We start from the raw sequence: 22160 nt of genomic DNA on the forward strand, positions 1-22160 counted from the left end.
TTCGTTTTCATATTGGAGGAACGAAGACTAATTTACGTGGAGAGGAAACCGACATGTCCCTCAACGTCCCCACCGCCCTGCTCGAGCGGGCCGAACATGGTCCGGTCACCGACGCGGAGTTCGTCGACTGCGTCCGGCAGTCACTGCCGTACGCCTGGCGGACGATCACCGGCGTCGTCGCCGCCGTCGAGGCGGGCCAGGCATCGTTCGCCGACGACTCCACTCCGCCGCCGTCCGAGGTCGAGCGTGGGCAGTTGCTGCGCGCGCTGGCCAGCGACGCGATCCGCGGTGCGCTGGAGCGGCACTTCGGCGTCCGGCTGGCGTTCCAGAACTGTCACCGGGTGGCGGCGTTCGTGCCGGACGCCGTCGGCGGCGTGGAGTACGCGGAGTTCGTGTCGGCCCGCGCTCAGTTGCTCAATCAATCACCCGAGCTGCGAAACTGCTGACGCGCCCGGGGCGTCAGCAGTGTTCGTGGCCCGATCACCGGCCCGAGTCAGCGGTCGGCCGCCCACGATCGGCGCGCCTGTCGGCGAGTGGGCGCGCCGCCGCGCCTTTTACCGTCTGGAGGACGAGGTTCGTCTCCAAGTCCCGGAGTTCGGGAAGGTCGGCGAGCAGCGTGGTCAGATACGTGTAGAGGGCGTCGACGCTCGGCGTCGCCACGCTCGCGTGCAGGTTGTGGGTGCCGCTGATCGCGGTGGCGAATGCCACCTGCGGGTGACCGGCCAACGCGGTACCCACCCGGTGCAGTTCGGCCCGGCGCGACTCTCATCCAGAGCAGGGTCCGCAGGCCGAACCCGAGCCGGACGCGATCTGTGTCGACATCGAGGTACAGCGGACCGGCGGTACGTAGCTCGGCGATTCGCCGGTGAACGGTGGCGGTCGAGACCCCGCTCGCGCCGGCCAGGCGCGCAACCGGAGCCCGGCCGTCCTCGTTCAGAACGGCGACTATCCGGCGGTCGGTGTCGTCCAGCACCCTCGGCGTTGCCGGGCTCTGACCGGCGGCGGTGATCGGCAGGCTCAAGTCGGCCGTCTGCTCGTCGGTCAGAGCGGTCAGTTTCTGCAGCACCCCGCCGCCCCGTCCGCCGTAGACGTTCAACAGGCAGTGGGCCTGCACATCCAGGATTCTGGCGCTGCGCGGCAGCGTCTCGAGCAGCAGTTCGTCGGCGGGTGTCGGCGCATCGGTGACGGCGACCACCTCCGTTCCCCCGGACGTGCGGCTGATCCAGGTCGTGTCCCGGCGCCGGCTGAGCGCGGCGGCCACCGGCTCGGCCGAGTCGGGCGTACAGCGGATACGAACCACCCATTGGAACCGGCCCAACCGCCGGGTGTTTCGCCCCGGGTTTGATGGAGGCATCGAACCCACGGGAGTATCGAGGTTATGGCGGCACCGAGGAAGTACCCGCAGGAGCTGCGTGAACGCGCAGTTCGGCTGGTGTTGGAAGCGAAGAGGGACCCGGCGACGCGGACGGGCGCGATCCGGCGGATCGCCGGGCAGTTGGGCATCAATCATGAGACGTTGCGGAACTGGGTGACCCAGGTCGAGGTCGACGAAGGCAGCAGGCCGGGCGCGACGAGCACGGACGCGGCCCGGATCGCGGAGCTCGAACGTGAGAATCGTGAATTGCGGCGGGCGAACGCGATCCTCAAATCCGCGTCGGCTTTTTTCGCGGCGGAACTCGACCGCCCACAACGCTGATCGTTTCTTTCATCGACACCCACAAGCGCCTGTTCGGGGTCGAGTCGATCTGTGCTGTGCTCAAAGAAGCCGGAATCAAGATCGCCCCGCAGACGTACTATGCCGCGAAGAAACGAGCACCGACAAGAAGGTCGATCACCCGATATTTCGATGATGGCCGAGATCCGCCGGGTCCACGAGGAGAATTACCAGGTGTATGGAGCGGAGAAGGTCTGGACGCAGCTCAACCGGGAAGGCCACCGGGTGGCCCGCTGCACCGTGGAACGGCTGATGCGCGCCGCCGGCCTGCGGGGAGTCCGACGGGGCGGGCCGGGCCGGCCGCGCACGACCGTGCCCGGCGCCGGACCGGACATCCGCGAGGACCTGGTCGAACGCCACTTCGCTGCCTCGGGTCCGAATCGTTTATGGGTGGCCGACATTACCTATGTCAAAACGTTCAGCGGGTGGGTGTATGCGGCGTTCGTCATCGACGTCTATTCACGGATGGTTATCGGCTGGCAGGTCGCCGATAATCTTCGCGCCAGCCTCGCGCTGGACGCCCTGGAAATGGGATTATGGAATCGTGGCCGGCACGGCACGGACCTGTCCGGGCTTATTCATCATTCCGACAGGGGCGTCCAATACGTCGCCGTGCGCTACTCGCAGCGCCTCGCCGAGGAAGGAGCGATCGCGTCGGTCGGTTCCCGCGGCGATTCCTACGATAACGCGCTCGCCGAAGCGTTCAACTCGCTCTACAAAGCCGAATTGATCCGGAACAAGGGACCGTGGCGCGGCCCGGACGATGTCGAGTACGCCACCGCCGAGTACGTCGACTGGTTCAACCACCGGCGCATCCACGGCTCGCTCGGCAAGGTCCCGCCCGCTGAGTACGAGACCATCCACACAGGACCAAAACCCGCTCTGGCGACAGCCGGGGCGTAGGAACCCAGCCTCCATCAAACCCGGGGCTTGACAGTCGCGGGCTACAGATCAGCTCGCACATGCATCGGTATGACCCCCCGCACTGCGGCAAATCCGATGTTCGTCCTGGTCCTCGAAAGTGAAAGCCCAGCTACGACAAGAGAAGCGTGATCGTCGCCAGCGGGGGAACGCCCAGCCGCACCTAGCCGAACTGACCTGACCGCCAGCCCACGGCGATATCTGTTGGCAAGTGCGGCACGAACCTCGACGCCGGATCCTGGTGACGAACGATAGGACGAGCGGGCACCGCGCTATCGACGGATGCGGACGGCTGGATGTCGCGGCGACTTGTGGAGTCGTCGGAGTGTCGACAACTCCGGTCTCGGCCACTGGGGCGGTTGAGGCGGATGCCTCAGGACACGTCCCGGTACCCGGGCGGAGTCTGGGGCCATGACACGAACAACACCGCGAGTTGCCGTGGCGGACTGGTCGGCGCGACCTGACCTCGTCGACGGCGACGATGAACGATTCACCGGATACGGCGTGATGGGGGCTCCGTTCGCCTCCGGTCACTACCTCGCACTGCGGGACATGGTGGCCAGCTCCGTGGGCCCTGCCTATCGGGCGGTCTGGCATCGGACGCCAGAGGGGCAATGGACCATTTACACCACGGCGGAGCCGGACCTCAGCTGCCCGAGGTACTTCGGCGCCGTGAGCCGGGCGGTGCGGGTCGGCCGCATCGAGGTGACTTGGAGCGGCGACTACCACTTCGACGTCATCGTCGATCAGGACCTGTCGTGGCGGATCGAGCTGGGCGCCACCGCCGCCACCCGCCTGATGACCTCGATCGGCACGGCCATGCCGCTGGCGGCGTGGGGCGACGCCGCGGTGCTGGCGTCAATGGGTCCGATGGCCAGAATCATGCTGCGCTCGGGGCGGATCCGGCTCAGTGGGCGCGCCCCCAGCGGGGCTCGGTTCCGGGTCGCGCCGCTGCAGGTATGGCCGGTCGTCGGCGGAGGCGCCACGGTGCGCGGGCAGTCGTTGGGGACGCTGGCGCCGTTGGCCGAGCAGGCGCGGCTCACCGATATGTGGTTGCCGCAGCGCGGGCTGTTTTTCATCGGCCGGGCCCGGTTCTCCGTCGTCGCCATTGGGTCCCTGCCGAGCGTTACGGGGGCCGCGTCGTGACCGCCACGACGGACCCGGTGCGGGCCGGACTCCCGGCGCGAGCGGCCGCCCTCGTGTACGGGACGCTGGCGTACGCCGCGTTCCTGGCGGTGTTCCTGTACGCGATCGCGTTCGTCGAGGACACTCGCCTGTCGATCGGTCAGGTGACGCTGGTGGCTCGGACCGTCGATCACGGCGGCATCGTCGGCTCGGCCGCGACGGCACTGGTCGTGGACGCGTTGTTGCTGATGCTCTTCGCCGTTCAGCACAGCGTGATGGCCCGGCCCAGCTTCAAGCGCGGGTGGACGCGGCTCGTGCCTGCGCCGGTGGAGCGCAGCACTTACGTCCTGCTGGCCACGGCGTGCCTGGCGGTACTCATGGCCTTCTGGCGTCCTCTACCCGGCATCGTCTGGGACGTCCCGGACGGGATCATTCGCCCGGCCCTGATTGGAGTGTCGCTGGCGGGCTGGCTAATCGTGCTGTCGTCGACGTTCTTGATCAACCACTTGGACCTGTTCGGTCTGCGCCAGGTGATCGCGCACATGCAGGGCCGGCGGCTGCCCTCATACCGGTTCGGCACCCCCCTCTGGTACGCCCTGGTGCGTCACCCGATCTATCTGGGCTTCCTGCTCGCGTTCTGGGCTGCACCGACCATGACCGTGGGACACCTGGTGTTCGCGGTCGCGACCACCGGCTATGTCCTGGTCGGGATCCAGCTGGAAGAGAGGGACCTGGTGCACGCTTTCGGCGACGAGTACCGCGCCTACCGCCGCCGGGTCCCCATGCTCATCCCGGGGGCACGCCGACGTGCCTGAGCCCGATCGTCAGCCCGCAAGCTGACCGCCGTCGGTCAGAATGAGCACATGGTGAGTCCCTCGCTGCCCCGCCGGGTCGAGGTCCTGGCGGGGCTGTCGGTCGCCATCGACCTCGGGCTCGGCCAGCCAGCCGAGCACATGCTGCGATCGGCCGTTGTCGCGAGCCGGCTCGCGGAACGGATGGGGCTGGACCGCGACCAACAGGCCACGACGTACTACGCGTCGCTGGTGATGTGGATCGGCTGCCACGCCGACTCGCAGGAGTACGCCCGCTGGTTCGGGGACGACATCGCCGTGCGCAGCGAGGCATACCTCGTGGACTGGACCGGGTTGCCGTACCTGCGCTTCCTGCTGGGAAACGTCGCCAAGGGCGAACCGGTCGGCCGGCGCGCCAAAGTACTGGCGAGATTGGTGCGCGATGCCCGCGGCCAGCTCGCCACGCTGGTGCACTCGCACTGCGCCTCCGCCGCCGTGCTGGCCCGCCATCTCGGGTTCGCCGAAGGCGTCGAGCGCGGCCTGGCATTCACCTTCGAGCGGTACGACGGCCAGGGGCTACCGGCCGGTGCGGCGGGCGCGGACATCCCGATCGAGATGCGGATCGCCGTGCTCGCCGACATCGCCGAGGTGCACTGCCGGATGTACGGCATGGACGGCGCCGTCGCGATGGCGCGCAGCCGCCGGGGTGGCCACTTCGATCCCCAGGTTGTCGACGCGTTCGCCAGCGATCCGCGGTCGCTCTTCCCGGCCTCCGATGCCGATCCCTGGGATCAGGCGCTGGCCGTGGCTCCCGACGCGGAGGTCCGCCTGGACGATGCCGGGCTCGACACCCTCGTCGGCGCGATCGGCGACTTCGTGGACCTCAAGTGCCCGTTCACGCTTGGCCACTCCCGCAACGTCGCGTCGCTCGCCCAGAGCGCCGCGCAGATCCTCGCTCTGCCGGCCACGGAGGTGATTGCCGTGCGTCGGGCCGGCCACCTGCACGATGTCGGCCGGCTGGGCGTGTCTAACCAGGTGTGGTCCAAGCCCGATGAGCTGTCCGGTGCGGAATGGGAGCGGGTGCGGATGCACCCCTATCTCAGCGAGCGCGTGCTGTCGCGGATCCCGGCCCTGGCCGATGTCACGGCCATCACCCGCAGCCACCACGAGCACCTCGACGGTTCCGGATATCCCCTCGGCCTGCGCGGTGCGGTCCTGGCCAGACCGGAACGGCTGCTCGCGGCGGCGGTCGCCTACCAGTCCGGGATCGAGCCCCGCCCGTACCGGGAAGCGTTGCCGGCCGCGGATGCGGCCGCACGGCTCAGATCGCGGGTGGTCTCGGGAGCACTGGACGGTGACTGCGTCGACGCGGTCCTGACCGCTGCGGGTCACCGTTCGGGACGGGTCCGCCGTGACCACGGGCTCACTGCCCGCGAGAGCCAGATCCTCGGGTTCGTCGCGCGCGGAATGTCCAATCGGGAGATCGCCGCACGCCTGGTGCTGAGTGAGAAGACCGTGCGCAACCACGTGGAGCGGACCTACACCAAGATCGGCGCCACCAACCGTGTCGGTGCCAGCCTGTTCGCCCTCCAGCACGGGCTGGTCGGACCCCCGGAGGAATCGGCGCCATGACGACGAGCGACCGGCGGCACAGCGCCGCCGAGCGGGCGAACCAGCCGCCCTGCCCGCGCACGACCCACGAGGCCGCCAGGTAGCCGGACGCGGTCAACGGCATAGTCACGCACGCGAAACCCGGCGACGTCGGCGATCATCGCCGGGATACTCACCGCCCAGCCACTGTCAAATCGGGCCCTGGGTGCGGGCCGAGGAGATCCGTCGAGTCGACGCCGTTAAGCGGGTGAAGCGGCGGGCCCGGCGGCTGGAATACCCATCACGTTGGCCAATCCACTTGTCGCCGACCGCACACCACTAACCGCTGCCAAGCCCTACGCCCTGTCAGCGGCTTCTTGCGTTTGGGAAGCCTACGCAGATCTCTCGCGGGTACCCCCAAGTCCTCCGGCGGGTACCCCCAAGTCCTCCGGCGGGTACCCCCAAGGCAACAAGACACCGAGTGAGGCCTGTATGCGTGTGCGTGTTCTGACGATGAACGTTCAGCATGACGCCGGCGACCCACGCCGAACAGCGTTGATCAACGCCGAACTGCGCCGGCTGGCGCCAGATGTGGTGACACTCCAAGAGGTCTGCTATCCGCACGCCTCGGACCAACTTGCTGCGCTCGTCGCCGGTACAGGATTGTCCACCACCCACCAAGCAACCGTGCTCGATCACATGCCACCAGACGCCGACGTCTACGGCGGTACCGCGCTGGCGACCCGGTGGCCGCACCGACTCCTCGACGTGGTCGAAGGGCAGAACGCCGAGGGCCTTTACTGGTACACGCTGGCCGCGCTCATCGATCTTCCCATCCTCGGTCCGCTGCTCCTGATCACACCGACCACGTTCTGGAAGACCGACGCCGAAGTCTGGCGGGAACGCCAAATGCTGGACGTGGCCGACCTGGACGCCCGACACCGCACCCAGCTACCGACGATCGTCGCCGGGGACTTCAACGCCGTCCCGCAGAGCTCCAGCATCCGCTTCCTCAGCGGCCTGCAATCCCTGCACGGACGCAGCGTCCAGTACCACGACACGTGGGCCGTGGCTGGCAATGGCCCCGGCCACACGTGGACCGTCGACAATGCGGCCGGCGCCGCGGAGATCGAACGGCTGGTCGGTCAACCCGGGTGGCGTAGCCGCATCGACTACGTGTTCGTGGGAAGCCCGCACTCTCACCCGGACGCGCGAGCGCGGATCCTCGGCGTCGAACTGGTCGGCGATCGCCCGGTCGACGGGGTCTGGCTCAGCGACCACTACGGCGTGCTGGCCGAACTGGAGTACACGACGTCGGCGTGACGACCAGCGCACGAGCTGATTCCTGATCAGGCCGCCGAGCCGGCAGCGCGGTTCCGAGCCAGTTCACACCGTCGTCCGAGAGCAGCGATCCGCAGGCGATCAACGGGTCCGGGTCGGCCGGCAAGGCCAGGCCCGCGGCCGTCAACTCGCCGAGATGCCTCTCGACGCGTCCGCGGATCTCGTCGCGGACCTGCCGCACGACCTCGATGCCCTGCCCTGCCCTGCCTGGTCGGGTCGGGTCGGGTCGGGTCGGGTCGGGTCGGGTCGGGTCGGGTCGGGTCGGTGAGCTTCCCGTCCTCGTAGCGTTAGCCGGAGAAGGGGAAGATCGGGCAGGTGTCGCCGCCGCCCATGGTGACCACGGCGTCGGAGGCTTGGACTGCGCCGACGCCGATCCCGGGCTGATGTAGGCCGACCAGATGCTGGTCCTGGGGAGCATCGACGCCATCGAACGCTTAGTTGCCGCCACCCGAGGCACTCTTCTTCAGAAGGAGCGACGATGCTGCGGCATCAGCTGCGCTGCCCGGTCTGCGGCGAGATCGTCGCCGACGCCGCCTTCCGCTGGTGACTCGGGCACCTCGCGGTGACCGGCCTCGACGGAACCCAGGTCGTCCCCAACGGTGGTGCCGTGGCGATCGAAACGTCTGGCCTGCGCTAACGTAGTTAGCGGTGTGCCGGGAAGCCTGGTCGGCGACGTCCGAGCCGACCCCGCATCCCGGAGGCCCCATGCCGTCCGTCACGCCACCACGCCTGCTCGGCCGCGGTTCCTGGCCTGAAGCGCAGCGCATCGCCGACATCCTGCGCCGCGAGACCATCGGCGGCGCGTTGCTGCTGGTCGCCGCGGTCGCCGCACTCGTCTGGGCGAACTCCCCCTGGTCGGATGCGTACGGCAGGCTACGCGACACCCACCTCGGTCCTGCGAGCCTGCACCTGGACTTGACCATCGGTCACTGGGCTGCCGACGGGCTGCTCGCGATCTTCTTCTTCGTCGCGGGTCTGGAACTCAAGCGCGAGTTCGTCGCCGGCGACCTGCGCGATCCGAAGCGAGCGGCGATCCCGATCGCCGCCGCGGTCGGCGGGGTCGCGGTGCCCGCGCTGCTGTACGTCCTGATCAACCTCGCCGGCGGCGGTCCGCTGGACGGTTGGGCCATCCCCACCGCGACCGACATCGCGTTCGCCCTGGCCGTTCTGGCCGTGATCAGCAGCCACCTGCCCTCGGCGCTGCGGACGTTCCTGCTCACCCTGGCCGTGGTCGACGACCTGATCGCGATCATCATCATCGCGGTCTTCTACACCTCCAGCCTGCAGGTCCTGCCGCTGCTCGGCGCGATCGTGCCGCTCGCCGTGTTCACCGTGCTGGTCCAACGGCGCGTCCGGTCCTGGTGGCTGCTGCTGCCGCTGGCGTTCGCCGCCTGGGCCCTCACCCACGCCTCCGGGGTGCACGCCACCGTCGCCGGTGTCCTGCTCGGGTTCGCGGTGCCGGTCCTGCGCAGTGAGAAGGCCGGCGGGCCGGACGCCGGTCCCGGCCTGGCCGAGCACTTCGAACACCGGTTCCGGCCGATCTCCGCCGCGATCGCGGTGCCGGTGTTCGCGTTCTTCGCCGCCGGCGTCACCGTCGGCGGCCTGGACGGGCTGGCCACCGCCCTCACCGACCCGGTCGCGGTCGGCATCGTGGTCGGCCTGGTCGTCGGCAAGACCGTGGGGATCACGCTCACCACCTACATGGTTTCGCGGTTCACCCGCGCCAGTCTCGACGAGGGGCTGGCTTGGATCGACGTCGTCGGCCTGGCCGTGCTGGCCGGCATCGGCTTCACCGTCTCCCTGCTCATCGGCGAACTCGCCTTCGGCGTCGGCAGCGAAAGCGACGAGCACGTCAAGGTCGCCGTCCTCACCGGCTCGCTGATCGCCGCGATCCTGGCGGCCGTCCTCCTGCGTCTGCGCAACCGCACCTACCGCCGGCTGAAAGAGGAAGAAGAGCGCGACGACGATCGGGACGGCATCCCGGACGTCTACGAGCAGTCATGAACGGGACCAATCGGGGCGGACACCGTGACGACAACCTTGCGCAAACGTCACGCAGCGTGTGCGGTAGGGCGATACTGGGGGCGTGACCGCTCCTCCGCATTCGGCGGGCTATCCCGCGTGCCGGTGCGATGTCTGCTTCAACACCTACGTCGCGCCTCCTCCGGTGGTGACCGCCGCCAAGGTCCTGTTCGCGGTCCTCGCGATCGTGGTCGCTCTCGAGCTGGTATTCGGCTGAACACCGACGGCCCCGCGAGCCGGTGACCCCCACCACTAGTCGGTGGGTAATCTCCCCTGCGGTGAGCCGGGAAGCCTGGTCGGTGGGGCCGTGGTCGGAGACGGGTTCCTCGGACTCATCCACGTCTCGCCCGACAGCGAGATCGTCGAGGTCCCCGCGGACCTCGCCCTGTTCGTGGTGCTGTTCACCGACGGTATGCACGTGTCGTTCCGGCAGCTGGGAGCCGCATGGCGCAACCCGATGCGTGCCCTCGGCCTCGGGCTGCCGCTGGCGATCGTCGGCATGGCGGTCCTGACACATTTCCTGGTCGGCCCGGGCTGGGTCACCTCGTTCCTCGTCGGCGCGGTACTGGAACCGACCGACCCGGTTTTCGCGTCGGCGATCGTCGGCCGTGCGGAGGTTGCGGCCCGGCTGCGCCAGCTGCTCGGCGTGGTGCTCGGTGTCGCGGTTCCGCCGGCGATCCGGGCGCTGGCCCGGTTCACCCACGCCAACCCCTACCTGCCGCTTTCAGTGCCGGGGCGGTGCTGCCCTCGCTGATCGGCACGAACATCGACCGCCGCGAGCGGCTGACCGTGGCCTGGTTCGGACCGAAGGGCTTCGCGGCGGTCGTCTACGGCATCCTCGTGCTCCGGTCCGGCATCCCGGAAGCTGACGAGGCGTACACCCTTGTCGCGATCTGCATCGCGTTCCCGATCGTCGCCCACAGCAGCACCGACGTGCCGATCGCGCGCATGTTCGACGTCGAGAAGCTGGTGGGGATACCCGACGACGAACACCCTTCGAAGGAGGCCGACGATGCTCGCGCGTGACCTGGTCCGTCCCTACCCGCTCGTCGCCGGTGACAGCGACGCGTTCGCCGCCGCGAAGCTCGTCGCCGAGCGCGACCTGCAAGCGGTGCTGGTCACCGCCGGTGGCCCGGACGGCGCGCCCTACGCGGTGCTGTCGGCCGCGCGGCTCCTGGAACTCATCGTCCCGGCCTACGTGCTGGACGATCCACGGCTGGCGGCCGTGGTCGACGAGCCGCACGCCGACCGGCTCTGCGAAGCCCTGGCCGGACGACGGGTGGCCGACTGCCTGCTGGAGAAACACAGGATGCCGCCGGTCGTCGCACCGGACGACACCGCCCTGGAGGTCGCCACCGCCATGGTCCGGGAACGCAGTCCACTCGTCGTGGTCGTCGAGGACGGCCGCACACTCGGCGTGATCAGCTCCGCGCATCTGCTCGACCGGCTGCTGGCGATCACGTGAGCGGCTGGCACGCCTGGGCCGCGCTGGCGATCTTCGTCGCCGTCTACGCCCTGATCATCAGCGAGCGCATCCCGCGCACCGCTGCGGCGCTCGGCGGCGCCGGGCTCATGCTCGCGATCGCCGCCACCGACGACGCCGCCGCGTTCTACGACGAGTCCACCGGCGTCGACTGGAACGTCATCTTCCTGCTGCTGGGCATGATGGCGATCGTCGGGGTGCTACGTCAGACCGGTTTGTTCGAGTACCTGGCCATCTGGTCGGTCAAACGGGCGCGCGGCCGCCCGTTCCGGGTCATGGTGATGCTGATCGTGCTCACCGCCACGGCCTCGGCGCTGCTGGACAACGTCACGACCGTGCTGCTCGTCGCGCCGGTCACGCTGCTGGTCTGCGACCGTCTCGGGCTGCCTGCCGCGCCGTTCCTGATCGCCGAGGTGTTCGCGTCCAACATCGGCGGCACCGCCACACTCGTCGGTGACCCGCCGAACATCATCATCGCCAGCCGCGCCGGCTTGAGCTTCAACGACTTCCTCGTTCACCTGCTCCCGATCGCCGTCGTGCTCACCGTCGTGCTGATCGGCCTGTGCCGGGTCCTGTTCCGCCGCGTCTTCGTGTACGACGCCGACCGCGCCGCCGAGGTCCTCTCACTCAACGAACGCGAAGCCATCCGCGACCGGCGGCTGCTCGTCCAAGGGCTGATCGTGCTCGCGCTCGTCGTCGCCGGGTTCGTGCTGCACCCGGTGCTGCACTACGCGCCCAGCGTCGTCGCGCTCCTGGGCGCCGGACTCCTCGTGGCCATCTCGAAAGTCGAGACACCCGAGGTGCTCCGCGAGGTGGAGTGGCCCACGCTGGCGTTCTTCGCCGGGTTGTTCATCATGGTCGGCGCGCTGATCGAGACCGGCGTCATCGGTCAGGCCTCGCGCGGGCTGGCCGGCACCATGGGCGGCTCCGACCTCGGTGCCACGATGATCCTGCTGTTCGGCTCGGCCGTGCTCTCCGGCGTCGTCGACAACATCCCCTACGTCGCCACGGATGGCCCCGATCACCGCCGACCTGGTCCAGAGTTCCGGCGGCAACCACGTGCTCTGGTGGGCGCTCGCGCTCGGCGCCGACCTGGGCGGCAACGCGACCGCGATCGGCGCGTCGGCCAATGTCGTCGTGCTCGGCATTGCCGAACGCAACCGGCAGCCGATCAGCTTCTGGGAATTCACCCGCTACGGCCTGATCGTCACCGCGGTCACGGTCGGGCTCAGCGCCGTCTACCTCTGGCTACGCTACTTCGCTTTCACCTGAACGGTCGTTCCCATGTAGAACCGGCGGGCGTACAGTCCTCCGTAGGTGTGCCGGGAAGCCTGGTCGGCGGTCCGATTCTTCGTGCCGATCGAAAGGCTTCCGGCGATGACCGGTTCCGCCGTGCGCACCTCCGCCCTTACCAAACACTACGGCCGCCTCGTGGCGCTCGACGACCTCACGATCGAGGTGCCCGCCGGCGAAGTGTTCGGCTTCCTCGGCCCGAATGGCGCCGGGAAGTCCACCACGATCCGGCTGATCCTCGGGCTGGCCACACCGACGTCGGGCCGAGCCTGGATCTTCGACACGGACTCCTCGGACGTGGCGACCGCTCACCACCACGTCGCGTACGTGCCGGCCGACGTGACGCTCTGGCCGCGGCTGACCGGCGCGGAAATCCTGCACCTACTCGCGCGCACCGGGCCGGGCATCGACGCCGACTACGAGGCCGAGTTGCTCGACCGGTTCACCGTCGATCTCGGTAAACGCGCCGGGACGTACTCGACCGGCAACCGGCAGAAGATCGCGCTGGTCGCCGCGTTCGCCACCCGTGCGCCACTGCTGGTCCTCGACGAGCCGACCAGCGGCCTGGACCCGCTGATGGAACAGGAGTTCCGCCGCTGCGTCACCGAGGCCCGCGACCGCGGCCAGACGGTCTTTCTCAGCTCGCATCAGCTGGCCGAGGTCGAGGCGGTCTGTGACCGGGTCGGCATCCTGCGCTCAGGCCGTCTGGTCGAGGTGGCGTCGGTCGCCGAGCTGCGCCGGTTGCACCGCTCCGAGGTGACGCTCACCTTCACCGGTACGCCGCCTGTCTTGGATGCGGTGCCCGGCGTCGATGGTGTCGAGCCGCTCGGTGAGGGACGGTTGCGGTTCGCGCTGACCGGCCCACCCGGTCCCGCGCTGCGCGCGCTGGCCAACGTCGACGCCATCGCGCTGAGCGTCCGGGAGCCCAGCCTCGAGGAGATCTTCCTCGACTACTACGGCCGGGCCACCCGATGACCGCCGTCCTGACCTCCACGCCGACCCCGGCGCGGCCGAGCGCGGCCGGCCGGGCGGTGAGCGGGCTCGCGTTCCGGCAGCTGCGTCTGGGCGCCGGATTGGTCCTCGTCACCGCCGTCGGAGTGATCTCGCTGGTCGCCGCGACCGCCGACGCGATCATCTCCGTCCCCGGCAACGTCGGGTCACTGCGCTCGCTCGCCGGCAACCCGGCCATCCGTACCCTGTTCGGCGATCCGGTCGGCCTCGACACGATCGGCGGCTTCGCCGTGTGGCGTGTCGGCACCCCGCTCTCGGTCCTGGTCTCGGTCTGGGCGATCGTGGCGACGACACGCGTGACCCGCGGCGACGAGGCTGCGGGCCGCTGGGACCTCCTGCTGGCCGGACGCACCTCCCTGCGGGCCGTCGTGTCCCGGCATCTGGCCCTGGTGGCCGCGGCCTCGGTACTCATCGGTCTCGGGGTGACCGTCGCGCTCACGGCGAGCGGCGCGGGAGGCGGCGGCGCGCTCGTGTTCGGTGCCGGGCTGGCACTGGTCGGGGCCTGCTTCGCTAGCCTCGCGGCCCTGGCCGCCCAGGTGTTCTCCGGCCGGGCCGCCGCGACCACCTCCGCCGTGGCCGTGCTCGGCGCGAGCCTGCTGCTGCGCATGCTCGGTGACGGGGTGGACGTCCTCGGCCGGCTACGCTGGCTGTCCCCGCTCGGGCTGCTCGGCCTCGCTCAGCCCTACGCCGCGAACCAGTGGCTGCCGCTGGTGGTGCTCGGCCTGGCGGCGGCCGCCCTCGCCGCGGCCACGGCCGTCGCGAGTGGCCGCCGGGACCTGGCCCGCGGTCTCGTCCCGGCCCGCCCGGTCCGGCGTGCGCGGACCGGTCTCCTCGGCTCGGTCGACGCCTTCGCGTTCCGCCGTGTCTTCGGCCCCGTGGTCGCGTGGTCACTCGCGCTGGGCGCCTACTTCCTGCTCATCGGGCTCACCGCGCAGAGCGCACTCGATTTTCTCGCCGACAACCCCATGTTCGGCGACCGGGCCGCCGACGCCGGCTTCGCGCTCTCGTCGGTCCGGGGCTTCGCGGCGACGCTGTTCGCGGTGCTCGCCCTGCCGATCGGTGGGTTCGTCTCCGTGCGGCTGGCCGCGTTCACCGAGGCCGAAGCCGACCGGCGCCTCACGCCCTTGGCGGCCGGTCCTATTACGCGCGTGCGGCTGATCGGCGCGGAGATCGCCGCCACCGCGGTGGGCGCCGTCGCCCTCGCCGTCGTCGCCGGACTGACGCTGTGGCTCGGGCTCGCGCTCAGTGGCGGCACCGAGTTCGGGTTGGGGCAGGCGCTGGGTGGCGCGATAAACATGCTGCCGATCGTCGCGCTCTGCCTCGCCGCGTCGGTGCTCGCCGTCGGCTGGATGCCCCGTGCGGTGGGCGCGGTCGGCGGGCTTCCCGCCGTCGGCGGGTTCCTGCTCTACGTCCTCGCGCTCGACGCCGGAGCACCCCGATGGCTGCTCGACTTCTCTCCGTTCGCACACCTGGCCGCGGTGCCGCTCGATCCGCCGCACTGGGTTGCCGCCGGGACCATGACCCTGCTGGCCGCCGCCGGCGTCGCCCTCGGCATTCTTCGGTTCCGCGACCGGGATCTGCGCGGATGAACGCCCGCTCCCGGCCGGGTCGAATTCCGATGTCGTCGAGTCGTGAGCACATGTTCGGCCTGGCCGGCAATCCGCACCGCTACGAGACCCTGACCCGCCGATCGTTCGCCGGACTGTGGCTGCGGCGCGGCCCGATGTCGGCGTTGACGCCGTTGGGCTCCGTCGATCACCCGCGCTCGGCGAGGCTTGTTTCGAACTTTTCCTGCGCGGATGTCGATTTCCAGGACGTCGGCTTCGACCACGGGACACCATCGGCGACCGAAGGAGACACCCGTGAAGTACATGCTCATGATGTTCGGCGGCCTCGGCGCGACGCTGGCCGACCGCAGCCCCGAGCGGATCGTCGACCTGCAGACCACGATGATGCGCATGGACGCCGAACTGCGCGAATCCGGTGAAGTCGTCGACAGCAGGCATCTGACCGACCCCATTCGGGCCACCACCGTCCGCTTCACCGACGGCACGCCCACTCCCACCGACGGCCCGTTCGCCGAAATCAAGGAATCCCTGGCCGGCTACTGGGTGCTTGAGTGCAGCCACGACCGCGCGCTCGAGATCGCCTCCCTTGTCGTCGCGGTCACCGAATACCCGATGGAGGTCCGTCGGGTCATGGACGAGACCCCCGACCAGGCGTGATTCCCGGCGAGTCGTTCGAGGGCCTGTTGCGCGAGCTGGCGCCGCAGGTCCTCGGCGCGCTCGTCCGTCGCTACGACCAGTTCGACGCCTGCGAGGACGCCGTCCAGGAAGCGCTCCTCGCCGCCACTGTCCAGTGGCCCACTGACGGCGTCCCGGACTCTCCGCGTGCCTGGCTGACCACGGTCGCCACCCGCACGCTGATCGACCACTGGCGCAACGACCACGCCCGGCGCCGCCGCGAGACCACCGCCGCGCGGGATCCGAGCCGGAACCCGGTTGCCACCGGCGACGACACGCTCGTGCTGCTGTTCCTCTGCTGCCATCCCGCGCTCTCGGAGCCATCGCAGCTAGCTCTCACTCTCCGCGCCGTCGGCGGCCTGAGCACCGCGCAGATCGCCGCGGCGTTCCTCGTCCCCGAAGCCACGATGGCGCAGCGCATCGGCCGCGCCAAAACCCGGACCCGCGAGGCCGGCGCCCGCTTCGAACTCCCCGACGACCAGACCGGCCGCCTCGGTGTGGTGCTCCACGTGCTGTACCTGATCTTCAACGAGGGCTACACCAGCACCTCCGGACCGGACCTCACCCGCGTCGGCCTCACCGTCGAAGCCATCCGGCTCACCCGCCTCCTGCACCGGCTGCAGCCCGCCGACGGCGAGATCGCCGGGCTGCTGGCACTCATGCTGCTCACCGACGCCCGCCGCGCCGCCCGCACCGACGACGACGGCTCGATCGTCGCTCTCGACCACCAAGACCGGACCCGGTGGGACGCCGCCGCGATCGCCGAAGGCCAAGCCCTGCTCGCCCGCACGCTCGGCGCCGGACCGATCGGGCCCTACCAAGTACAGGCGGCCATCGCCGCCCTCCATGACGAGGCGCCGACCGCCGCAGACACCGACTGGCCCCAGATTCTGGCGCTTTATGACGTCCTCGTCCAGATTGCGCCTGGACCGGTCGTCACGCTCAGCCGCGCCGTCGCGCTGGCCCGAGTCCATGGCCCCACCGTCGGCCTGGCCGCTCTCGGCACCCTCGAGGGCGACCAGCGGCTGGCCAACAGCCACCGCCTCGACGCCGTCCGCGCCCACCTCCTCGAACAAGCCGGCCTACCCGACGCCGCCCACGCGGCCTACCTGCGCGCCGCCCGGACCACCGCCAGCCTCCCCGAACAGCGCTACCTCACCCGCCGCGCCGCCCAGCTACGCGCCCGTTCCTGAAATATGCGGGGCCTTGGCGATGGCACGCTGAGGCGGTCCTGGTTCGACCGACCCCCGGCCCGCACGATCCCACCCCGCGAGCGCACCGCTTTCGCCGCCGAACTCGTCGTGTTCTTCGCCGACCCGCACACGCCGGCACCGGACGGCGCCCCCCACGACCCAGTCCGCGGCGTCCCGCTGGCCGCACGCGAGTCCGCGGTGCTCGCCCGGCTGAACAGCGGCGTGGTACCGCGCGCCGCGTCACTCGGCGCGCTCTGGGCCACCTCGTCGCGACCCCACCCTGGCCGGGGCCGCCGCTCTGGCTGCACGGCGATCCGCATCCGTCGAACCTGCTCGTCACCGACGCTGCGCCGGCCCGCTTGGCGGCAGTCATCGACTTCGGTGACCTCACCGCCGGCGACCCCGCCACCGACCTCTCCGCAGGATGGGCCCTCAACCTCGGCACTCCCTTCGCCGTGCACACCGACGACCCGTTCCTCGCCGCCGTCGGACGGCACACCCTCGACCAGCTTCCTGGCCGACCGGCCCGATCCTCCGGCGGAGACCATGGACGCGGTCCGGCTCGTTTCAGCAGGCTTGTCGATGCAGCTCGGCCAGGGGGTGGAATGCCTCTTGGGACGAGCTCAACGCCGCGGAGTTGACGTCGTGGCGCGGGTCGGGGTCGTCGACCGCTTGGGGATCGAACCCGTGGACGGCCTGGTCACGCGCCCAGATAGCGCAGTACGGCAAGCACCCGCCGGTTGGCGTCCTCCGAGGAGGGCAGGCCGAGCTTGCCGAAGACCGCCGCGACATGCTTCTCCACCGTGCCCGCCGACACCAGCAGGGTTTGCGCGATGGCCGAGTTGGACCTGCCCTCCGCCATCAGCGCTAGCACCTCACGCTCGCGTGCGGTGAGCGACTCAATTTCCGCGGCCCGTCTGCCGCCGCCTGCAAGCTGAGTGACCACCTCGGGGTCGAGGGCGGTGCCTCTGGCCGCGACGCGGGTCAGCGCCTCGGTGAACTCGGCGACGTCGGCGACACGGTCCTTGAGCAGATAGCCGACCCCCGCGGAGCCGGCGGCGAGCAGCCGGGTCGCGAACCTCGTCTCGATGTATTGGGAGAACAGCAGCACGCCGGTACCGGGGTGTTCTCGGCGGATGTCGATCGCTGCTCGCAGGCCCTCGGTGCTGTGGGTGGGTGGCATCCGGATGTCGATGATGGTGACGTCGGGCCGGTGCTCGGCGACGGCGGATCGCAGCGCTTCGGCGTCTGCCACGGCCGCGCAGACCTCGTGCCCGCGTTCGGTAAGCATCTGGACCAGCAACTCGCGCAGGATGGCCGAATCGTCGGCGATCACGATGCGCATGGCCGGCATCGTCTCACTGCTTCTCATGCGTGCAGGGGAAGGTCGATTTCCACCGCGGTCGGGCCGCCGGGTGGGCTGCTGATCCGCAGGCTGCCGTCAACGGTGCGGACGCGTTGGGTGAGGCCCGGAAGACCCGTGCCGGCGCCGATCCCGGCACCGCCGAGGCCGTCGTCGGACACCAGTAGTTGCAGCCTGTCGTTTTGCAGTTCGGCACGCAGCACCGCGTGCCCGGCCCCGCTGTGCTTGATCACGTTGGCCAGCAGCTCGGCCGCACAAAAGTAGGCGATGCTCTCGATCGCCGGAGTCGGCCGCTGCGGCAGGTCCACCGACAGCTCGACCGGCACCAGGCTGCCCGCGCAGAGGGTGGCCAACGCGTCCGGCAGTCCCTCGTCCAGCACCGGGGGGTGGATGCCACGGGAGAGATTGCGGAGTTCGGACAGTGCTTCGCCGGCATTGCGGTGGGCGGTTCTGACCAGCTCCCGCACCCGGTCCGGATCGGTCACCGGCCCGCCCGCAGGGCCCAGCCCCTCGGCAGCCATGTTCAGACTCATCGCCAGCGCCACCAGCCGGACCTGTGCCCCGTCGTGGAGGTCGCGCTCCAGCCGGCGCAGCAGTGCCGCCGAGTCCTCCAGGGCCAGCGCCCGGGTCTCCTCCAGACTGCGCACCCGCTGGGCGAGCTCACCCGGACCGAGCAAGGCACGCACCAGCCAGCGGTCGACCGCGACCACCGCGCGGGTGAACCAGGGGGCGGCCAGCAACGTCAGGACGCCGATGCCGGCGGTGATGAAGGTGGCGGCGAAACTGGCGGAGTGCGGAGCCCCGGCGCCGCCCGGAAACGGCGAGATCGTCCGCAGGACCGTGCCGTGCTCGTGGAGGACCAGCCAGCGCAGCGGCGTGAGGAGGTCGAATGCGGCGATCAGCCACCAGGTCGCCGCGTACAGCTGGAAGACCGCGACCGGTTGCTTCACCAGTCCGTACGCGGTCGCGCGCCAGCCCGCCTCGTCCCGCAGCCGGGCGTCCAACCGGGCGAAGAAGCCGCCGGCCGGGCGGAGTCGCGCCGGGGCAGTGACCCGATCGGCCAGCAGGCGTGCCGCCAAGGCGCGCTGGAGTGCCGCCAGGGCGCGGGAGAGGCCGAGGGCCACGACGGCGAGGACCAGTCCCAGTCCGGCGCCGACCACGGAAGCGATGAGCCCTACGCCGAGGCCGAGGAGGCTCAGCGCGAGAACGAAGCCGACCAGCGCGACCGGGACGCTGAGCAGGCAGTACCCGGCCTCGGCCCAGGCGCGTCGAGTGAAGGGTGCGGTGAGGACGGCGTGCACGACCCCCGACCGGCTCACGCGTCTCGCCGCGCCAACAGCCAGCCGCCGCCCCCCAGCGCCGCCACGACGTACAGCCAGAGCACGGCAAAGCCGACCCACGGCGTGAGCACCTCCGACACCTCGCGTGAGACGCCGAGCGAGCTGCTGAAGATCAATGTCGGCAGGAACTTCGACACCGTCGGCCCGGTCAACCCCGCGAGCAGCAGCGGCAGCACGAAGAACAGGCCGACGAGCGCACCGATCGCCGCTGAGGAGTGCCGGATCGCAGCACCCAGGCCGATGCCGATCAGGGCTACCATTGCCAGGTACGCGCCGGACAGCACGACCGCGCGCAGCACCCCGGCGTCGCCGAGGGACGGTTGCGGAACCCCGGCGGCCATGGCAGCCGTGCCGGCGAAGAAGGTCACGAAGGTGACAGTCTCACCGACCACAAGCGAGATCAGTCCGACGACGGCCGACTTGGCGGCGAGCATTGTCCACCGGCCGGGCACTGCCGCGAGCGTGGACCTGATCGAGCCGGAGGTGTACTCGCTGGTGACCGCCAGGACGCCCATCAGGCCGATGACGAGCTGACCGAGCACCACCCCGGCCAGCGCGTTGTTCACCGGGTCGAAGGACGCCGCGGCAGCCGGGCCGGGCGCTTTGGTGTTGGCCATCGCGGCCACCCCGACAACGATCATGCTGACCGTGGTGGTCAGCAGCATCCACGGTGTGGAACGCAGGCTGCGCAGCTTGATCCACTCCATCCGCACAGCCTGCCGGAATCCGTGACGTCCGGCGGGCAGGCCGGCCATCAGCGTGCGCGTCATCCCTGACTCCTCGGTTCGGCGGGGAACACCGCTGTCAGGAAATCGGGCAGCCCGGGGCCGAGGTCGTCGTCGCCCCACGGGTTCGTCGACAGCGTGAGCCGGCGATGCCCGTCAACGGTGCTGAACGAGTACGTGTAGTACCCGAAGATGCCGCCGGTGTGACCCCACAGCGTCACTCCGGTGGGCGCGGTCTTGGTCTGGAGGCCGAGCCCGTAGCTGGTACCGGGGAATACCGTCCGCGCCTCGGTGAGCAGCGTGCCGGGCACCAGCCGACCGGCGTTGAGTTCGCCGAAGAAACGGTTGAGGTCGGTGGCGCTGGAGAGCATGTCGCCGGACGCACCGGCGATCGACGGATTGAACACCGTGATGTCGACGGTCGCGCCGCTCTCGTCGAGCAGGTACCCGTGCGAGTGTGGCCCGCGGATGTGCGGGTCGGTGCCGGGCCCCGCGGTGTCGTACAGGCGAAGCGGATCGAGGATCCGGCGCCGGATCTCGTCGGCGTACCCGCGGCCGGCGACCCGCTCGATGACGAGCCCGAGCAGAATGTAGTTGGTGTTGGAGTACGACCAGGAGGATCCGGGCTCGAACAGCGGCGGATGGACGGCGGTCAGCGCGAGGAGCTCGCGGGGCGTCCACGTGCGGTACCGCTGGCGGACGACGTCGGCAATCGTGGGAAAGATCTGAGGTAGCAGGGTGGTGTAGTCGAATATGCCGCTGGTGTGCTGCAGCAGATTCCGCACGGTGATCCGGTCCTCGCCGGGCGCGACGCCCGGGAGCCAGCGTCGTATCGGATCGTCCAGGCCCAGCCGCCGCTCGGCGACGAGTTGCAGCATGACTGTCGACATGAAGCTCTTGTTGACACTGCCTATCCGGAACCGCCCGGTGGGCACGACACGCTTCGAGGTTCCGAGCTCCGAGACCCCACTGGAACCCCGCCACACCCAGTGTGGGTCGCGGACCTCGGCGAGGACACCGGACGCGGCTTTGCCGGCGATACGGTCGAGCGCCGCTTGGAACGCGGCGCTGTCCTTCGCGGGCGTGGCGGACGCAGCGGGCGTGGCGGACGCAGCGGGCGTGGCGGACGCAGCGGGCGTGGCGGGCGTGGCGGGCGTGGCCGCGGCGGGCGTGGCCGCGGCGGGCGTGGCCGCGTTCACGCCGGCTGCCGCCGCGACCGTGGCGACGGCTCCGGCCTTCAGCACGGTTCGACGGGTAATCACGACGGCGTGGTCCCCCGGTACTCGGCGCTGCCACTGGTCAGGGCGAAGAACGCTTCCTCCAGCGACCGCCCTCCGGCGGTCAGCTCGGTGACGGTGCTGTCGGCGAGCAACCGGCCCTGGCCGATCACGATCAGATGGTCGGCAGTGAGCGCCATCTCGCTGATGAGGTGGCTGGAGAGCAGCACGGTGCGCCCCTCGGCGGCGAGCGACTTCATCAGATCGCGGATCCACCGCACACCCTCCGGATCGAGCCCGTTCACGGGTTCGTCGAAGAGCAGCACTGCGGGGTCACCGAGCAGGGCCGCGGCGATACCGAGCCGCTGGGACATCCCGAGTGAGAATCCGCCGGCCCGCTTGCGTGCCACGGCGCCGAGGCCGACGGTGGTCAGCACCTCGCCGACGCGTGATCGCGGGATCGCGCTCGCGGCGGCCAGCGCGGCGAGGTGATTCTGCGCGCTTCGGCCGGGATGATAGGTGCGCGCTTCGAGCAGCGCACCCACCTCTCGTAGCGGCCAGCGCAATTCGCGGTACGGCTTGCCGTTGATGGTCGCGGTGCCGTGGTCCGGGCGGTCCAGCCCCATGACTATGCGCATGGTGGTGGACTTTCCGGATCCGTTGGGACCGAGGAACCCAGTGACCGCGCCCGGCCGGACGTCGAAGTCGAGCCCGCCCACGGCCGTCGTCGCACCATAGCGTTTGGTCAGTCCGCCTATCTGGATCATGAGCCGCTCCGCGTGTACCGA

The 22160-nt window shown here is 70.1% G+C and carries 19 protein-coding genes, 4 pseudogenes and 1 other annotated feature; of the genes and pseudogenes, 16 read left to right on the forward strand and 7 right to left on the reverse strand.

Features of this window, described 5'->3' with window-relative positions; genetic code table 11:
- The first annotated feature begins 53 nt into the window (after positions 1 to 53).
- Positions 54 to 446 carry an SCO5389 family protein gene (locus ACIBZJ_RS16175; protein WP_395930075.1) on the forward strand — a complete coding sequence of 131 codons (393 nt, stop codon included), beginning with the start codon at positions 54 to 56 and terminating at the stop codon, positions 444 to 446.
- A gap of 34 nt (positions 447 to 480) precedes the next feature.
- On the opposite strand, the gene ACIBZJ_RS16180 is transcribed toward ACIBZJ_RS16175, so the two are convergent.
- Both ACIBZJ_RS16180 and ACIBZJ_RS16185 read right to left on the reverse strand, forming a co-directional pair.
- Complete coding sequence (locus ACIBZJ_RS16180) at positions 481 to 738, reverse strand: Lrp/AsnC ligand binding domain-containing protein (protein ID WP_395930077.1); 258 nt, start codon at positions 736 to 738, stop codon at positions 481 to 483.
- Between the two features lie 109 nt (positions 739 to 847).
- Positions 848 to 1354, reverse strand: a pseudogene (locus ACIBZJ_RS16185) (AsnC family protein); the annotation flags it as partial.
- A 24-nt stretch (positions 1355 to 1378) separates the two neighbouring features.
- On the opposite strand from ACIBZJ_RS16185, the pseudogene ACIBZJ_RS16190 reads away from it, so the two are divergent.
- The 15 genes and pseudogenes from ACIBZJ_RS16190 to ACIBZJ_RS16260 all read left to right on the forward strand — a co-directional run bounded on the left by ACIBZJ_RS16190 (position 1379) and on the right by ACIBZJ_RS16260 (position 17368).
- A pseudogene (locus ACIBZJ_RS16190) lies at positions 1379 to 2617 on the forward strand (IS3 family transposase).
- Positions 1657 to 1785: a sequence feature (AL1L pseudoknot), on the forward strand. Its footprint overlaps the pseudogene before it by 129 nt.
- A 456-nt stretch (positions 2618 to 3073) precedes the next feature.
- Positions 3074 to 3781: a hypothetical protein gene (locus ACIBZJ_RS16195; RefSeq protein WP_395930079.1), complete on the forward strand. Its 708-nt coding sequence runs from the start codon at positions 3074 to 3076 to the stop codon at positions 3779 to 3781.
- Positions 3778 to 4575 carry a methanethiol S-methyltransferase gene (gene mddA / locus ACIBZJ_RS16200; RefSeq protein ID WP_395930082.1) on the forward strand — a complete coding sequence of 266 codons (798 nt, stop codon included), beginning with the start codon at positions 3778 to 3780 and terminating at the stop codon, positions 4573 to 4575. The genes ACIBZJ_RS16195 and mddA overlap by 4 nt, the downstream gene beginning before the upstream one ends.
- Before the next feature lie 48 nt (positions 4576 to 4623).
- Positions 4624 to 6183, forward strand: coding sequence for an HD domain-containing phosphohydrolase (locus tag ACIBZJ_RS16205; protein ID WP_395930084.1), 1560 nt, complete (start codon positions 4624 to 4626; stop codon positions 6181 to 6183).
- Positions 6184 to 6654: 471 nt separating this feature from the next.
- A complete protein-coding gene (locus ACIBZJ_RS16210) occupies positions 6655 to 7464 on the forward strand; it encodes an endonuclease/exonuclease/phosphatase family protein (RefSeq protein WP_395930086.1) in 810 nt (269 codons plus the stop codon).
- A gap of 723 nt (positions 7465 to 8187) precedes the next feature.
- Positions 8188 to 9486, forward strand: coding sequence for a Na+/H+ antiporter NhaA (gene nhaA / locus ACIBZJ_RS16215; RefSeq protein ID WP_395930088.1), 1299 nt, complete (start codon positions 8188 to 8190; stop codon positions 9484 to 9486).
- An 82-nt stretch (positions 9487 to 9568) separates the two neighbouring features.
- Entirely contained in the window at positions 9569 to 9721 is a 153-nt protein-coding gene (locus ACIBZJ_RS16220; RefSeq protein ID WP_395930090.1) for a hypothetical protein, read from the forward strand.
- Positions 9722 to 9796: 75 nt separating this feature from the next.
- Positions 9797 to 10530, forward strand: a pseudogene (locus ACIBZJ_RS16225) (cation:proton antiporter); the annotation flags it as partial.
- On the forward strand, positions 10517 to 10969 hold the full coding sequence (locus ACIBZJ_RS16230; RefSeq protein WP_395930092.1) for a CBS domain-containing protein: 453 nt from the start codon (positions 10517 to 10519) through the stop codon (positions 10967 to 10969). The pseudogene ACIBZJ_RS16225 and the gene ACIBZJ_RS16230, both read left to right, overlap by 14 nt.
- Positions 10966 to 12259 (forward strand): annotated as a pseudogene (locus ACIBZJ_RS16235) (SLC13 family permease). Before ACIBZJ_RS16230 ends, ACIBZJ_RS16235 begins: the two are co-directional and overlap by 4 nt.
- Before the next feature lie 105 nt (positions 12260 to 12364).
- Entirely contained in the window at positions 12365 to 13255 is an 891-nt protein-coding gene (locus tag ACIBZJ_RS16240) for an ATP-binding cassette domain-containing protein (protein WP_395930094.1), read from the forward strand.
- A complete protein-coding gene (locus tag ACIBZJ_RS16245) occupies positions 13252 to 14880 on the forward strand; it encodes a polyketide antibiotic transporter (RefSeq protein ID WP_395930096.1) in 1629 nt (542 codons plus the stop codon). Before ACIBZJ_RS16240 ends, ACIBZJ_RS16245 begins: the two co-directional genes overlap by 4 nt.
- 282 nt (positions 14881 to 15162) lie before the next feature.
- Positions 15163 to 15516, forward strand: a complete 354-nt coding sequence (locus ACIBZJ_RS16250) for a YciI family protein (RefSeq protein WP_395930252.1) — start codon at positions 15163 to 15165, stop codon at positions 15514 to 15516.
- Positions 15513 to 16727 carry an RNA polymerase sigma factor gene (locus ACIBZJ_RS16255; RefSeq protein WP_395930098.1) on the forward strand — a complete coding sequence of 405 codons (1215 nt, stop codon included), beginning with the start codon at positions 15513 to 15515 and terminating at the stop codon, positions 16725 to 16727. Before ACIBZJ_RS16250 ends, ACIBZJ_RS16255 begins: the two co-directional genes overlap by 4 nt.
- A 38-nt stretch (positions 16728 to 16765) precedes the next feature.
- A complete protein-coding gene (locus ACIBZJ_RS16260) occupies positions 16766 to 17368 on the forward strand; it encodes a phosphotransferase (protein ID WP_395930254.1) in 603 nt (200 codons plus the stop codon).
- A 59-nt stretch (positions 17369 to 17427) separates the two neighbouring features.
- Here ACIBZJ_RS16260 and ACIBZJ_RS16265 read toward each other — a convergent pair whose 3' ends face one another.
- Genes ACIBZJ_RS16265 through ACIBZJ_RS16285 form a run of 5 tightly spaced genes read right to left on the reverse strand, consistent with a single transcriptional unit; the run spans position 17428 to position 22139 of the window.
- Positions 17428 to 18072 carry a response regulator gene (locus ACIBZJ_RS16265; RefSeq protein ID WP_395930100.1) on the reverse strand — a complete coding sequence of 215 codons (645 nt, stop codon included), beginning with the start codon at positions 18070 to 18072 and terminating at the stop codon, positions 17428 to 17430.
- 23 nt (positions 18073 to 18095) lie between these two features.
- Complete coding sequence (locus ACIBZJ_RS16270) at positions 18096 to 19409, reverse strand: sensor domain-containing protein (protein WP_395930102.1); 1314 nt, start codon at positions 19407 to 19409, stop codon at positions 18096 to 18098.
- Positions 19406 to 20200 (reverse strand): ABC transporter permease, encoded by a 795-nt coding sequence (locus tag ACIBZJ_RS16275; RefSeq protein WP_395930104.1) that lies wholly within the window; start codon positions 20198 to 20200, stop codon positions 19406 to 19408. The genes ACIBZJ_RS16270 and ACIBZJ_RS16275 overlap by 4 nt, the downstream gene beginning before the upstream one ends.
- Positions 20197 to 21417, reverse strand: coding sequence for a serine hydrolase domain-containing protein (locus ACIBZJ_RS16280; protein WP_395930106.1), 1221 nt, complete (start codon positions 21415 to 21417; stop codon positions 20197 to 20199). The genes ACIBZJ_RS16275 and ACIBZJ_RS16280 overlap by 4 nt, the downstream gene beginning before the upstream one ends.
- The gene (locus tag ACIBZJ_RS16285) at positions 21414 to 22139 is read right to left on the reverse strand and encodes an ABC transporter ATP-binding protein (protein ID WP_395930108.1); all 726 of its coding nucleotides are present in this window, start codon (positions 22137 to 22139) and stop codon (positions 21414 to 21416) included. The genes ACIBZJ_RS16280 and ACIBZJ_RS16285 overlap by 4 nt, the downstream gene beginning before the upstream one ends.
- Positions 22140 to 22160: the final 21 nt, after the last annotated feature.

The sequence above is a fragment of the Cryptosporangium sp. NPDC051539 genome (genome assembly GCF_044454545.1).
Lineage (GTDB): Bacteria > Actinomycetota > Actinomycetes > Mycobacteriales > Cryptosporangiaceae > Cryptosporangium.

Bases quoted from the DNA above. Each gene is read 5' to 3' on its own strand.
- ACIBZJ_RS16175 (WP_395930075.1), top strand. From the start codon at position 54: ATGTCCCTCAACGTCCCCACCGCCCTGCTCGAGCGGGCCGAACATGGT.
- ACIBZJ_RS16205 (WP_395930084.1), top strand. From the start codon at position 4,624: ATGGTGAGTCCCTCGCTGCCCCGCCGGGTCGAGGTCCTGGCGGGGCTG.
- ACIBZJ_RS16210 (WP_395930086.1), top strand. From the start codon at position 6,655: ATGAACGTTCAGCATGACGCCGGCGACCCACGCCGAACAGCGTTGATC.
- nhaA (WP_395930088.1), top strand. From the start codon at position 8,188: ATGCCGTCCGTCACGCCACCACGCCTGCTCGGCCGCGGTTCCTGGCCT.
- ACIBZJ_RS16230 (WP_395930092.1), top strand. From the start codon at position 10,517: ATGCTCGCGCGTGACCTGGTCCGTCCCTACCCGCTCGTCGCCGGTGAC.
- ACIBZJ_RS16240 (WP_395930094.1), top strand. From the start codon at position 12,365: ATGACCGGTTCCGCCGTGCGCACCTCCGCCCTTACCAAACACTACGGC.
- ACIBZJ_RS16245 (WP_395930096.1), top strand. From the start codon at position 13,252: ATGACCGCCGTCCTGACCTCCACGCCGACCCCGGCGCGGCCGAGCGCG.
- ACIBZJ_RS16250 (WP_395930252.1), top strand. From the start codon at position 15,163: ATGCTCATGATGTTCGGCGGCCTCGGCGCGACGCTGGCCGACCGCAGC.
- ACIBZJ_RS16265 (WP_395930100.1), bottom strand. From the start codon at position 18,072: ATGCGCATCGTGATCGCCGACGATTCGGCCATCCTGCGCGAGTTGCTG.
- ACIBZJ_RS16275 (WP_395930104.1), bottom strand. From the start codon at position 20,200: ATGACGCGCACGCTGATGGCCGGCCTGCCCGCCGGACGTCACGGATTC.
- ACIBZJ_RS16285 (WP_395930108.1), bottom strand. From the start codon at position 22,139: ATGATCCAGATAGGCGGACTGACCAAACGCTATGGTGCGACGACGGCC.